The sequence below is a fragment of the Vibrio sp. YT-16 genome (assembly GCF_033337405.1).
In the GTDB taxonomy this organism is placed as follows: Bacteria; Pseudomonadota; Gammaproteobacteria; order Enterobacterales; family Vibrionaceae; genus Vibrio; species Vibrio alginolyticus.
In genome coordinates this window covers 493,147-505,784 of sequence record NZ_JAWOQQ010000002.1, presented here as the reverse complement: position 1 = coordinate 505,784, position 12,638 = coordinate 493,147, and the positions used below count along the sequence as shown (strand labels likewise).

13 protein-coding genes are annotated in these 12,638 nt (G+C 41.9%); 4 read left to right on the top strand and 9 right to left on the bottom strand.

Features of this window, described 5'->3' with window-relative positions; all coding sequences use genetic code 11:
* Positions 1–95 precede the first annotated feature (95 nt).
* Entirely contained in the window at positions 96–554 is a 459-nt protein-coding gene (locus R7F07_RS05480) for an NUDIX hydrolase (RefSeq protein ID WP_005376504.1), read from the bottom strand.
* A gap of 169 nt (positions 555–723) precedes the next feature.
* Between R7F07_RS05480 and R7F07_RS05475 the strand changes: the two genes are divergently transcribed.
* Positions 724–1,629: a DMT family transporter gene (locus tag R7F07_RS05475; protein WP_005376505.1), complete on the top strand. Its 906-nt coding sequence runs from the start codon at positions 724–726 to the stop codon at positions 1,627–1,629.
* 79 nt (positions 1,630–1,708) lie between these two features.
* On the opposite strand, the gene R7F07_RS05470 is transcribed toward R7F07_RS05475, so the two are convergent.
* Positions 1,709–2,023: a DMT family transporter gene (locus tag R7F07_RS05470; RefSeq protein ID WP_005376506.1), complete on the bottom strand. Its 315-nt coding sequence runs from the start codon at positions 2,021–2,023 to the stop codon at positions 1,709–1,711.
* A 394-nt stretch (positions 2,024–2,417) separates the two neighbouring features.
* On the opposite strand from R7F07_RS05470, the gene R7F07_RS05465 reads away from it, so the two are divergent.
* A complete protein-coding gene (locus R7F07_RS05465) occupies positions 2,418–3,782 on the top strand; it encodes an endonuclease/exonuclease/phosphatase family protein (RefSeq protein WP_258495791.1) in 1,365 nt (454 codons plus the stop codon).
* Between the two features lie 284 nt (positions 3,783–4,066).
* On the opposite strand, the gene R7F07_RS05460 is transcribed toward R7F07_RS05465, so the two are convergent.
* The 4 genes from R7F07_RS05460 to R7F07_RS05445 all read right to left on the bottom strand — a co-directional run bounded on the left by R7F07_RS05460 (position 4,067) and on the right by R7F07_RS05445 (position 6,920).
* Positions 4,067–4,600 (bottom strand): hypothetical protein, encoded by a 534-nt coding sequence (locus tag R7F07_RS05460; RefSeq protein ID WP_033906497.1) that lies wholly within the window; start codon positions 4,598–4,600, stop codon positions 4,067–4,069.
* Positions 4,594–4,980: an MAPEG family protein gene (locus tag R7F07_RS05455; protein WP_005376510.1), complete on the bottom strand. Its 387-nt coding sequence runs from the start codon at positions 4,978–4,980 to the stop codon at positions 4,594–4,596. The genes R7F07_RS05460 and R7F07_RS05455 overlap by 7 nt, the downstream gene beginning before the upstream one ends.
* 209 nt (positions 4,981–5,189) lie before the next feature.
* A complete protein-coding gene (gene rarD, locus R7F07_RS05450; RefSeq protein WP_258495792.1) occupies positions 5,190–6,095 on the bottom strand; it encodes an EamA family transporter RarD in 906 nt (301 codons plus the stop codon).
* Positions 6,096–6,197: 102 nt separating this feature from the next.
* Positions 6,198–6,920, bottom strand: coding sequence for a sulfite exporter TauE/SafE family protein (locus tag R7F07_RS05445; RefSeq protein WP_005390054.1), 723 nt, complete (start codon positions 6,918–6,920; stop codon positions 6,198–6,200).
* A gap of 444 nt (positions 6,921–7,364) precedes the next feature.
* Between R7F07_RS05445 and R7F07_RS05440 the strand changes: the two genes are divergently transcribed.
* Positions 7,365–7,895 carry a prepilin-type N-terminal cleavage/methylation domain-containing protein gene (locus tag R7F07_RS05440; protein ID WP_005376513.1) on the top strand — a complete coding sequence of 177 codons (531 nt, stop codon included), beginning with the start codon at positions 7,365–7,367 and terminating at the stop codon, positions 7,893–7,895.
* Between the two features lie 49 nt (positions 7,896–7,944).
* On the opposite strand, the gene R7F07_RS05435 is transcribed toward R7F07_RS05440, so the two are convergent.
* Entirely contained in the window at positions 7,945–8,925 is a 981-nt protein-coding gene (locus R7F07_RS05435) for a chemotaxis protein (RefSeq protein ID WP_025998672.1), read from the bottom strand.
* Between the two features lie 684 nt (positions 8,926–9,609).
* Here R7F07_RS05435 and R7F07_RS05430 point away from each other — a divergent pair.
* Positions 9,610–10,218 (top strand): response regulator transcription factor, encoded by a 609-nt coding sequence (locus tag R7F07_RS05430; RefSeq protein WP_017821556.1) that lies wholly within the window; start codon positions 9,610–9,612, stop codon positions 10,216–10,218.
* Here the strand turns inward: R7F07_RS05430 and R7F07_RS05425 are convergent.
* Positions 10,215–11,102 (bottom strand): LysR family transcriptional regulator, encoded by an 888-nt coding sequence (locus R7F07_RS05425; protein WP_017635345.1) that lies wholly within the window; start codon positions 11,100–11,102, stop codon positions 10,215–10,217. The two genes, R7F07_RS05430 and R7F07_RS05425, sit on opposite strands and share 4 nt — an antisense overlap.
* A gap of 157 nt (positions 11,103–11,259) precedes the next feature.
* Entirely contained in the window at positions 11,260–12,630 is a 1,371-nt protein-coding gene (locus R7F07_RS05420; RefSeq protein WP_017635346.1) for a GGDEF domain-containing protein, read from the bottom strand.
* Positions 12,631–12,638 lie beyond the last annotated feature (8 nt).

The window sequence follows — 12,638 nt, the reverse complement described above, 5'->3', positions numbered from 1 at the left end:
TCCTTTTTATTGTGAACGCTCAGCGCAAATCCTAACGCTTCATTTTATGAGAACAAACCTCTCTATAAAAACTAATCAAAGCCGTTGCCGTTCATTTAGCCCTTTTGATCGATCAGCGTAAATGGCGTTAGTGATGCCACATCTACATAATGCTTCCATACATGTTCATAGAGGTGATGCTGATTGGCAAACGGAGCCAGCTGCTTAGCTTCTTCAAGCGTACACCAGCGATACTCTGTATGCTCTTCGTTAAGAACAACTGATTGGTTAGGCGGACAAAATAGCACAAAACATGGGATAACCATGATACGGTTATTTTTTGCTTCGTAGAACTGCTCTAGAAAGTCTGCTGTATGTAACTCAACTTGGTCAATTAGTGTCTCTTCTTTTAACTCTCTTAAAATGGTTTGCCACCCGGCTTCACCCGCTTCGATACCACCTGCAACATGGCACCAATAGCCACCTTTTACGCGTTTGAGTAACAGCATTTTTTCTATGCCATCAATTTTTGAAATGACAACACCTGAAACATGCGTTGCTTTTATCGGGATCATGTAAGCTCCTTAAATATCGAGTTTTTATTGTTACGCTGAAGAGAGGCAGATTAATTGCTACGTATTCTACTGTTTATTCATCTTGTCGACAGAAGTGTTTGAGTTGAGAGGATTTAATCGCTAACTAAGTATGCTAAAGTGAGATCTGTCGCAACAAATGAGCAGTAAAATGTCCAATTCATTCAACACTATGATTCCCATCGGTGTGCGCTTTATGGTGCTTTCCGCGTTCGGCTTTGCTCTGATGTCGGCTACAGTAAAGCACGTCGGCAACTACGGTATCCCCGTTTTTGAAATCGTTGCAGCAAGAGCGCTCGTTTCACTTATCATTAGTTATTTCGATGTAAAGCGAAAACGAATTTCTGTATGGGGCAATAATAAGCCATTACTATTTGCACGCGGTGCTGTGGGCACGATGGCTCTGATGTGTGTATATTATTCAGTGACCACCTTACCTTTGGCAGAAGCGACGATATTCCAATATATTCATCCGGTGTTTACTGCACTACTCGCCGTATTTTTCTTGAAAGAGCGCATCCAGCCGTCAACTTTCCTTTGTATTGCGTTGTGCTTACTCGGCATCTATATCATGGTAAGCCCAGAAACGGGGCAAGGCTCAGATAGCGCTTTACCAATGTTTAGCGTCATGATTGCGATCTTAGGCGCATTTGGTAGCTCAATTGCCTACGTCATTGTCAGAAAACTGAGTCAGACAGAAGACAGCTCAGTGATCATTTTCTATTTCCCGTTGGTTGCTCTCCCCGCTTCACTTTTACTGATTGGCGACGATTTTGTAATGCCCGATCTATATCTGACTTTCATGTTGGTTCTAGTTGGTGTCTTTACCCAAATTGGGCAATTGGGGTTAACCAAAGCGATGCAAACTCAACAAGCGGGTAAAGCCTCCGCTTATTCGTATATCCAGATCGTATTTTCTGTGTTGTTGGGCATCATTTTCTTTGGCGAGGTTCCGATCATTTGGACGTACGTCGGTGGCGGTCTGATTGTTACAGGCGCATTAATTAATGCGTTTGGTCATCACTTACGGTTACCTTTTATTAAGCGCAACGCTTGATATACCTACCTAGAACCGTAAACACGACATTTAGAAAAACAGCCAGAGTGACTCTGGCTGTTTTGTGTTTAGCCTAACGTTAAGCTGATATTTTTAACCCTGCGATACCAGCGACAATCATTAGCAAGCTTAAGGCTTTGATAAGTGTTGCTGGCTCATTGAACAGATAAATACTCACGACTGCCGTGCCTATTGCGCCAATCCCTACCCATACTCCATAAGCAATGCCTAAAGGCAAGGTTCTTAACGCAATGCCAAGCAACCAAAAGCTCAATAACATAAAGACAATAGTGAATGCCGAAGCACCGAATTTGGTAAACCCTTGTGAATATTTAAGACCGACAGCCCATGCGATTTCACACAAGCCCGCAATGAAGAGAATTCCCCAAGCCATGTCACATTTCCCAACGAGATGGGGTCGTCCCCGAGAAAAGATAGAGCGGTGAGGTCGTCCTCACTTCTGATTGACTGCTTATTATATACAGAAATTTAAACATAAAAAATAAAACACGGCGATAAGCATACAACTCAAACATCTCATGCACGCTTAAATTCTACGCTTTTCTTTTTAACGGTGGCGGACTCTCTATTTCGCATCAATAACGACACCGTTTTTTAACAATTTACATATAACCTTCTGGTGTTGAAAGTGTTGCATTTATTGCACAAATCACACAAAAACTAATTGAACATGTAAATATGAAAACGTTTGTGTGACTAATATCGCTTAAAACAATGACTGATGACTTTAATATTCAGCCGAATTAATTATAAGGTATGACGTACCCATGAAAGCAATCAAAACCTCTATCGCTGTCCTTGTTGGCGCCGCTCTACTATCTGGATGTAATGACGATACTGAATACGTCAATGTTCAGCCTAAAGAAGTAAAAATAGCGACTTACAACCTCTCTTTTGACCGCGCTACCTTCGAAACTTTGGTAGATGAAATGCAAATTGAACCAACGCAGCAAGCTGCGTTGGTCACCTCTTATTTAGACGGTTCAATCGCAGCCGAAGACAAAACCACTGCGGAAAAAGTCATTCAAATTCGTAACGTTGCAGCAATCATTCAAAAGAATCGTCCTGATGTTCTCATGATGGCGGAATACAACAACGATGGAACAGGTGAAAACAAAGCAGCCATTGAAGGATTCCAGAAGAACTACCTGTCTGTCGCGCAAAGCATCAATGGCGCGGGCGGTGAAGCAAACCTTGAGCCTATTGAATACCCTTATGCTGAATCTTACTCAACTAATACAGGGTTGTTGAGTGAGTTTGATCTCGACAACAACGGAACCGCAGGTCAAATGCCAGGTGATGCATGGGGCTTTGGCATGTACCATGGTCAATATGCATTTGCCCTTATGTCTAAGTATAAAATTGACACGGCAAACACACGTACATTCCAAGCATTTAAATGGAAAGATATGGAAGGTGCGACAATTCCAACCATTACTATCTGTGACGGTTCGCAAAAGATTCCAGACGGCATGAAGTGTGGTGATGAATGGTACTCAGCGGAAGAGTGGGATCAAGTGCGTCTATCTTCGAAAAATCACGTCGACGCGCCAATCATCATTCCAACTCGCAATGGCGAAGAAGTTGTACACTTGTTGATGTCTCATCCTACTCCACCAGTATTCGACACCGGTAAAAACAAAGCGCAAAACGCAGCAGAAGTGGAGTTTTGGCATCATTACATTCAAGGCAAAGACTATTTTTACGACGATGCGGGTAAAACAGGTGGCTTAACGAACGGCACTAAATTCGTAATGATGGGTGATCAAAACCTTGATCCAGTGGCTGGTGACGGTATTAGCTCTGTAATGCAAGAGCTGCACAACGATCCATTGGTTAATCAAACCGTGATGAATGGTGAGCTTTACCCAACAAGCTTTGGTGCAGCTGAACACGCTGTTGACCGCAGTTCAACTCACCCATATCCGAATCGCATCACTTCAACGTTTGGCTTAGGGGTAGACTATGCCTTGCCTTCAGCAAATTTGAATGTAATAGACTCTGGTGTGTACTGGTCAGCGTCTTATGAAGAAGGCCGTAAACTATTTAACGATGCACGTATCGGTAAGTATGGTGATGGTAAGGATGTATCTTCCGACCATCGCATGATCTGGATTAAAGCACAGTTCTAGACCGCATAAAAAAAAGCCAACCACAAGGAGTCGTGATTGGCTGTATATATTTGTGAACAAGATGGTTCACTAACAACGTCAGTTGGCTAGGTGACCCTCGGCTTAGAAAGGGTCACTCATACTAAAGCATGAGGCGTGCCAACTTTTCAGCGCACAAAAACAGGTTGTTATTTAATCACTTTCATTAAAACTTAACCAATAGCTACTGTTTGCTCACAGAATAAATTGCAATTTGCAAACTACCATTGGCATTTCGCAATAAACCTGATCTTTAGCTCTTGCTTTTATTGCTTCCTAGCTAAGTCGCGTGCAAGGATTAACGCAAGTCCGAATACTTGCAAGAAGAGTCCGATATTCTTGTACCAAGCGATCTTTTCATCCTGCTTTGCCATTACCTCATTGAGCTCTACATTCTCAATGTAGTAATTATCGATGCGGTCTCTATACGAAGCTTGTGCCTGATTTATCTTTGACATTAGTTGAGGAAGTTGATCAATTTTTATTTCATCCGACTCGTTGAGAACCCAAGAAGATAAATGCCCTGCTAATACCTCTTCTAGCTCTAAAGGTATCGCTACGCTCTGACTTATGTGCACATGCAGCAGTAAAGCTTCTCTTTTCCTTTCTAGGGTTTCCACACTGTTCCATGCGAGTTGGATGGAATACAAGTTTTCTGCTGTTTGCTCTGCGAGCTGCGAGTGCTGTTTACCCAACTTATCAAGGACTAAGCTAGTAACGATGATCGCGCCAATATTCAGTACTAATCCAATCAGAACGAGTACCCAAGGTGGTGGAATGTAACGTCGCAGACTTACCATAACTTATCGTATGGCAGGTAAATCATATTTAACACAACCAATGAAAGTATCACCAGAAATGTCACCTGCATCCCTCTAATGCGCTTTTTCAAGTCTTTTTTCAATATGCCTTTAGCATGAATAACTCGACCAATTACAAAAATAATACCGGTGAGATGTATCCATGTTGGGTAAGCACTATTGAATTCTAAAAGTGCCATTAAAATCAGGGTGATGGGGATATATTCTGTCGCATTGCTCTGGGCACTACGAGCAATTTGTAGAGCCTCTACCCCACCATCGGCATAAGCAATTTGATTTAAGCGACGTTGCTTAATTACTTGAACAGCCAACCAAATAATGAGTATTGCGAGAATGTTGGCATACAGAGCTGTGATCATATGTCGTCCTTCTTGATCTGGTTTTCACTTATATAAGCGTGTCACTTGGCTATAACTATAGCGGTATCATTATGATAATGCGTCAAATAATCTCAAGTTATGATTTCTATTCGGGCAAAAAACGAAAGCCAATGCTTCATGACATTAAAAATGCCCTCGAATGGAGGGCATAAGAATAAAGAAGCTAATATGTGAGAATATTGAAACCACTATAAGGGGTGTTTGACCAGCTTTTTGCGCCGATGCCCTTTGATAATACTTTCAAAAATTGTTAACAACAGCCCTACCCAAATAAATGCAAAGGTCACCGCTTTCACTTCGTCAAACAACTCGCCAAAAAACATAACTGCCAACACAAACTGCAAGCTTGGCTCGATGTATTGCATTAGACCGACGGTTGATAAATTAGTTATACGTATTGCGATAGAATAAAATACAAGTGGTAAAAGTGTGATAGGTGCACTGCCAAAATACAAAAGCAATGTTGTGGTATCTGTGCCCGAAGCCAGTTCACCAGTTGCCCATTGTTTATAGAGCAAATAGGCGAGTGCAACTGGAGTCAGTAACAATGCTTCAACAAACAAGGTTGTACTCCAGTCATAATTTATCTTCTTCTTGTACAGCCCATACAAAGCAAAGAACAACCCCATCGTTAGTGCAATAACGGGCAGCTGACCATAGTGAATCACTTGGTACATAACACCAATTGTTGCCAGCACGATTGCAATAAGTTTGCCTTTTGAGAGCTTATCCCCAAGAATAAATACGCCTAGTGCAACAGATACTAATGGCCCAATAAAGAAGCCTAAGCTGGCATCGATGACCCGATGATGGGTCAAAGCCCAAGTGAACGCACTCCAAGAAATACACATCAAACTGCTCGCCACAAACGTGTACCACAAGGATTTTTTATCAAGCCAGATTTCTTTCCAATTCAGCCCTCGACGGGTTATCCCAAGTACAATTAGAAACCCGACAGGTACAGACCCAATGATTCGCCATGCTAGCAACTCATCCATAGAAGCATTTGGTAAATAACGATAATAAATTGGTAGCAATCCCCAGATCACAAAGGAGAATGCTGCCATAAAAGTGCCATAACGAGTGTTATTCATAAAACTATCGCCCATCTAAACGACCAATTTGGCGTAAGTAAACAAGTCCGCCATACATAAAAAGGAATGCAATCCCGCAGTGACTTTATGATGCAGATGGCATTATTGGCTCAACGCTTGTACGACGGCGGTAAAGCCACTCACAAAACACAACATAAGTGCCCCAAACCGAATCTTTTCTTTTGGTAACGACTGGGTAGTTTTCATTGCTAGCCAGTAACCAAGCGCCGCAGCAGGTAATAGAGGAATAGTAATGACCAAATGATGCAATGTGAAGAAGCCCACTGGGATTTGTACTATTAGTGAAATAATCGAACTGAAAACAAAAAAAGCCGATAAGTTGCCGCGTAACTGATTTGCTTCTTGATGCTGCAACAATAACGCCATCGGAGGGCCTCCAATCGCAGAACTGGTACCAAACAACCCAGAAAAGAAGCCAGCACATGTCATACGCGAAGGCGTAGGCTCAACCCGAAACGGTAAAACACTCACCAAGACTGCAAACAGCACCAACAAACCAATCCAAAGCGTGAGAGTTTGTGTAGATACAAAAAAGAGTAGCAAGCCACCAGCAATTGATCCCGGCACTCGCCCAATCAACGCCATCTTTAAGCCGCCGATTTCAACACTACTGCGGTGCTTCATCGCATTCATCAACGAAATAAATAACGCGACTAAACAGATTGGCGCAGGAACATATTCTGGCGCCCAAAGAATCAGTAAAGGTGCGGCAACAATAGCCAAGCCAAAACCGATTGCGGTCTGGACATAAGAGCCAAGAAATATCAAACCTATTGCAAGGAAGTTTATCGAATCGAATTCCATTTAGATTATTCTTATATTTGAAAAATAAACACAAAACCAAAGCACATTCACATGGTGAATACCTCAGGCATACTGCGATATGAATTCCGCGTAGCATTCATCAAAGTGAATAAAAAGACAATCCATTTGTGCGGTTCGCCCTCATTTGCATTTTGTATTTCATTCCGCTGATGTACATGTTTGCTTACATCGAAGAGGATTCATGCTCGCCTGTTCACGCAGCATTTCTTCAGCGGAATTAATGACCTCTTAAAATCTAGCAGAATTAGACCCGTGAATTCTCCATTGCATTTAATGGATTCAGTCAATTAGTGCGGCGTCGGTATAGCACTTTACAACTCACCTCTTTATACTACTGATCGATTTATCATTACCGTACTTATTTACACAATAAACAAGTGTACGGTCAGTGTTTTTCTACCTTTAACTTGCTGTGAAAATAATATGAAAAAACAAACGGGATTTACTCTAATAGAGTTAGTCGTAGTTATTGTCGTGCTCGGTATTCTTGCTGTCACTGCCGCGCCACGCTTTTTAAACCTTCAAAGTGATGCACGTGAAGCTCGTTTGGAAGGAATGAAAGGCGCTATTGCGTCAGCATTAGGCGTCGGTTATGGGAAAATGGCGATTGCGGGATTGGAAAGCAAGCCTTACGTTTCAAACTTCGTAGACAGTGCTTTAATGGCAGATTTACCATTTGACGGCTGTAATATTGGTGGTTCAAAGCGCTGTGTTTTTTTATATGGATATCCTGATTCTGATAGCGAATCGATGAAGTTACTCGTGCAAGGACTGAACGAAGAAGACTCGGATTGGAAAACATTTCATCACCCGGCTGGTTCAACAACTCGCGAAATGGTCATTGCTGCAGCCGACGAAAAAAGAGCTAGCCTTACACAATGTGGAATTTTATATGGGCCACCGCAGACTCCAAACGAGAGTTACACCTTAGATATTCTTCCCTGCCCTCAATAAAAATAAGGCTGCCAATCGGCAGCCTTATTTGTTTCATCTGATCGGTTTTTTACGCAAAGTTAAACACGTATTTATCCATCATATTCACCATGCGGCCAATCTCTGGCTTGGTAATCGTATCATTTGCGCCAAGAGATAGTGCTTTCGCTCGGTTATCCTCACTCATCAATGACGAGAACATAATGATCGGCATTTCATGAAACGCTTCGGTATCTCGTAGTCTCTTCACTAAGTGCATACCATCCATTCGAGGCATTTCTACGTCCGTAACCACCGCATCTAATAGCTCTTTAACTGGCAAGTTTTCTTCTTTCGCAACCTCGATCAAGCTCATCAACTTCTCATGCGCCTCACCACCGTCTTTACATGTGATCACATTGTAACCTGAAGAAGCTAATGTATCTTGGATCAAAGAGCGAATAAATGCTGAGTCATCCACCACCATGATCGTTTTAGCATTACGCTTACCGACCATTCTCTGGTTGAGATCCACCGACTTGTCCCCTTTCACATCGTATTTTTCCATACTCAGTTCTGGGTTGATGTCTGCGATGATTTTTTCAAAGTCGAGAATCATGATCAGGTTGCCTTCTTTACGGACAACGGCTACTACACAATCTTGTTCGCCCGCTTCCAAAAACTGACTTGGTGATTCCACATCATTCCAAGAGATACGATGAATACGCGAAATGCTGTCAATTAAGAAGCCATTGGTCATTTTGTTGAAATCCGTAACGATTACAAACTTGCGCTCCAGATCTTGTCGTGTTGGCACACCTAACCAACCAGCTAAATCCACTAAAGGCGTCAGTACATCTCTGGATGAGAACACACCAATCATATGAGGTTGTGCGTTTGGATAATCGGTTGTTTCTGGCACGCGAATCACTTCTCGTACTTTCGCAACGTTAATGCCGTAATAACAAGTTTTTGTGCTGCCATCTGGCAATGTTTTTTCTAAATGAAACTCGATGATTTCAAGCTCATTGGTACCACTTTCTGTCAAAATGGTGCTGGTTACGTTACTCATAAAGCCAATTATCCAACCAAAAATACGCATCAGAAAAAGTTTGATGCAAACGCCATGAGAAGCCATTCTCTGGCTAAAAATCCAAAAGTCCTTTTTAGTCGTTACAACAAAATTTGTAAACCATCAAAAGGACGGCTAACGCACATTTCCATACCAAACCATGTAAAATTGTCTCATTTTTGAACACGACATTATGAGTGGCCAAAGTGCGAATTAACACCTCCACTTTTAGCGGCCGAGTCAATGAAAAGTTTAGAAATAATTTGAAGTGATGTTCAGCGTCAATAGCCAAACCTATCTAACAGATATTAGTACAAAGTTGGCTACCGTGCTCATGCCTGGTTTAGAACAAGCTCTCTTCAAGTGGCTTGGTATAAAACTGCGCTTGCTAACACACGGGTTTAAATCGAAGCGCTAGAAACATCACAAGAAAATCTGAAGGCATAGAACACTGAAAGAACACTTTCAGTTTGTTAGTTTTCTGTCAACGTAAGTTTTAAGCAATCATCCTATCACTAGGTATTTCAATACCTGACATCGCTATTCCCATAATCAAGACACTGATTTTCACTTTTGGAAAGAGTCATTTTCCTTCCTCTTAGCAAGGTTTTTCCTACAATCCTATTCATCCAATTGCGCTGTCGCCTGACAGCACACTAGTTGATGTATTAGGTGAGGTTAACTTTGAATAATGTTCTTATTATCGACGCTCAACCATTGTATAGCGAAGCACTTGCTTCTCTAGTTGAATCCGTAATCAACGCAGCTGAAGTGATTCAAACCACTGACAGTGCGGAAGTGATGGATCTTGTTCGAGGCCAAAAGATTGATTTGATTATTCTAGACGTAGTGCTTGGCGACCGCGATGGTATGCGTTTAGCCAAAAACATTTTAGCGACGGGATATCGTGGCCGACTGTTATTTGTTTCTTCACGCGACTACTCGAGTCTTTCTAAAGCAGCGTACGAAATGGGCGCAAACGGCTTCTTAAGCAAGCATGAAACAAGAGAAACCATTATCGACGCAATTGTGAGTGTTTCACGCGGTTACTCAATGTTTAAGTCGACTCACACACCATCGTCGGGTAACGTAACACTTTCAAATCGCGAAGCCATGGTGTTCCATTATCTTGTACAAGGCTACTCAAATAAGAAGATTTCTGAACAACTTTCACTCAGCGCTAAAACAATCAGCACCTACAAAACGCGTATTCTGAAAAAGTACCATGCGGACACGTTGATTGAACTTCTGCATACTATTCCTCAGTCAGAAAACATTGAGTTTTGCCGCTAAGCGCTCATGTATTTTGCAATAGCACCGATTAACAACTGGTGCATTGCATCATGTCTTAAGCTTTGCTTCACCTGTACAACCACTTTTGGCCAGCCATCTGGGTAAAAATGCTCTGGCACTCTTATAAATTTATATCCATCAATTGGCGCCTGATATTCAAGTAATACGGTTGCGGCGCTTTTTTGTTTAATTAGCTTCAATACGCTGCTTACGTTGTCTAGAGCCGCAATACGGTTGATGACCATACCGTGGCTTTCCATTGCACGCTTAACGAGCTGCTCTTTCTCTTTCCAACCGATAATCTCTAACATGATAAAGGGAAGTTTGGCTGCTTCTTCTAGGGTGGTAATTCCCAGCTCTTCAGGGACAACTACCACAGCAGGCGCATAGCCGATGAACTTCTGATAAACAGATTTCGGAACATCCTCGTTGAAGTAATGTAACTGCGCATCCACTTTGCCTAGGATTATCTCTTCTATCGTATACTCTGTAATCGTTGCTATCGAAATGTGCGCCTTGGGAAACAGCGCCATTAAATCCATTGCAAGTAAATGCCCAAATGAGTATTGAGCGGTTTGCGGTAAACAAATGGTGATGTCTTTTTCGTAATTTTCCGGTTCAAACTCATCTCTAATTAGACAAGTTTCAAGCTTCTCGAGTGCATCGGAAATTTTAGGTAATTGACGTTTTAAATAGTCCGTCGGTTCCATGTGGTGAGGATGCCGAATAAACAATTCATCGTTTAGCTGGAGTCGCAATCGGGCAAGGTATTTGCTAATTGACGCTTCGCTCTTCCCCATCGCTTTCGCAACGGGCTTGAGCTGACGGTGCTTATCCAGTAAGACAAGTATTTTAAGTAAGTTTAAGTCGAGATCTTTGTTCACGTGCGACACCAGATGTAAGGTCGAGAATAAATAGAGCAATCACTATTTGTTGACTGCTCTAATATAAAAGACCACTCATTCTGTTTGGTCAAATTAATCAAACAGTTATGTCATGGTTATGTTCCGTAACTTTGCATTTAGTCAATACCAGACCTGCTTAATGGGACTTTTGTCTGTGTTTTTTCATCTCATAGAGATCTTCATCTGCACGTACAATAACGTCCTGAAGCGTTTCGTGTAACTCATTCGCCGCGATACCAGTACTCACACTAACTTCGATATCCAAGGTCTTTAGTCGGTTATCTTTAACGACACTACGAAGCTTCTTCGCCAATATTGAAGATTGACTGATACTGCAACCCGGCAGAATCGCAACAAACTCATCACCACCAGTTCGAACTAGATAATCACTATTTCGAAACACTTTAGACATAGCATCAGCAATAATCCCAATAACTTCGTCCCCTACATGGTGACCGTAATGGTCATTGATTCGCTTGATCCTATCGCCATCTATTGCAATGACGGAATATGGCGCGGTTTCCAAACGACGTTTGAATTCGCTATCTTGAAAAACTCTGCGGTTAAACAATCCCGTTAAATCATCTTTCGTCACGTTCGTCAGTGCTTTCGCGAGGCGAAGTTTGCTCTCTTTAGATTCATAAGCTTTGTTGTAATACGCTAAGGTTACGAAAAAGAAGATGATAAACAAGAACACGTAATCCAATACAATTTTACTGAATGGGTACATGTAAACAATGAGATTGTTGTTGTCTGCGACATATGATTGGGTGTACGCGAATGATGGAAAGGGGTAGCCAGCGAAGTAAATCACCATTTGCTTGTTCCCATTCGCAATTTGAACATCCACCGCTTTCCCATCATTATAAAGCGGCGAGAGGTACAATTGTTCCGAAAACTCTCCCACTAACTCACCTTGAAAGTAAACCGGACTCATGATGCTTATCGCCATGTCATCGGAGTATGTCGTTTTAAATGGTAGGGAAAACAATACCCGGTCCGTTAGTTGCTCTTTCCACGCGGCTAACACACAAGAATAGTTACTTTTACACCAATCAACATCAAATGTGGCTTTCACTCCCTCTAGCGCTTCAATCGGTCTCTCTAAGATGAGTTTGTTTCCAGTATAAGAACGAAAATACATAACGGCATTTTGTCGATTGAACGCATTTGATAAATACGCTTCAGCCTGATGAAGCGATTTCCGTGCAACAGCTTCAACGTAATTAAGTTTTTCATAACGTGACAGGGAGTAAATCGCATCTTGAAAGCTCAGCTCTGTTTGCGCTTCTACTTCACTCACGCTCATGCCTTTGTATTGCTCGAGCTGCGCTTCCGTCAATAGCCCCATGAGAATTACTTTTTGTTTTATTTTGGCTAAATTATTCGCGTAAGTGTTGAACTGCTTTACTTCATAAGAAATTAACACCGCACCAATCATTGTGACAGAAGTGACGAATAGTAATGTTGCGATGAAAAGAGACAACGCGATACTTTTAAGTGTCATGATGCGGT

Coding starts and splice junctions, on each gene's coding strand:
- R7F07_RS05470 (WP_005376506.1), bottom strand. CDS start 2,023: ATGGCTTGGGGAATTCTCTTCATTGCGGGCTTGTGTGAAATCGCATGG.
- rarD (WP_258495792.1), bottom strand. CDS start 6,095: ATGAATAACACTCGTTATGGCACTTTTATGGCAGCATTCTCCTTTGTG.
- R7F07_RS05460 (WP_033906497.1), bottom strand. CDS start 4,600: ATGGTAAGTCTGCGACGTTACATTCCACCACCTTGGGTACTCGTTCTG.
- R7F07_RS05440 (WP_005376513.1), top strand. CDS start 7,365: ATGAAAAAACAAACGGGATTTACTCTAATAGAGTTAGTCGTAGTTATT.
- R7F07_RS05445 (WP_005390054.1), bottom strand. CDS start 6,920: ATGGAATTCGATTCGATAAACTTCCTTGCAATAGGTTTGATATTTCTT.
- R7F07_RS05465 (WP_258495791.1), top strand. CDS start 2,418: ATGAAAGCAATCAAAACCTCTATCGCTGTCCTTGTTGGCGCCGCTCTA.
- R7F07_RS05435 (WP_025998672.1), bottom strand. CDS start 8,925: ATGAGTAACGTAACCAGCACCATTTTGACAGAAAGTGGTACCAATGAG.
- R7F07_RS05420 (WP_017635346.1), bottom strand. CDS start 12,630: ATGACACTTAAAAGTATCGCGTTGTCTCTTTTCATCGCAACATTACTA.
- R7F07_RS05455 (WP_005376510.1), bottom strand. CDS start 4,980: ATGATCACAGCTCTGTATGCCAACATTCTCGCAATACTCATTATTTGG.
- R7F07_RS05480 (WP_005376504.1), bottom strand. CDS start 554: ATGATCCCGATAAAAGCAACGCATGTTTCAGGTGTTGTCATTTCAAAA.
- R7F07_RS05475 (WP_005376505.1), top strand. CDS start 724: ATGTCCAATTCATTCAACACTATGATTCCCATCGGTGTGCGCTTTATG.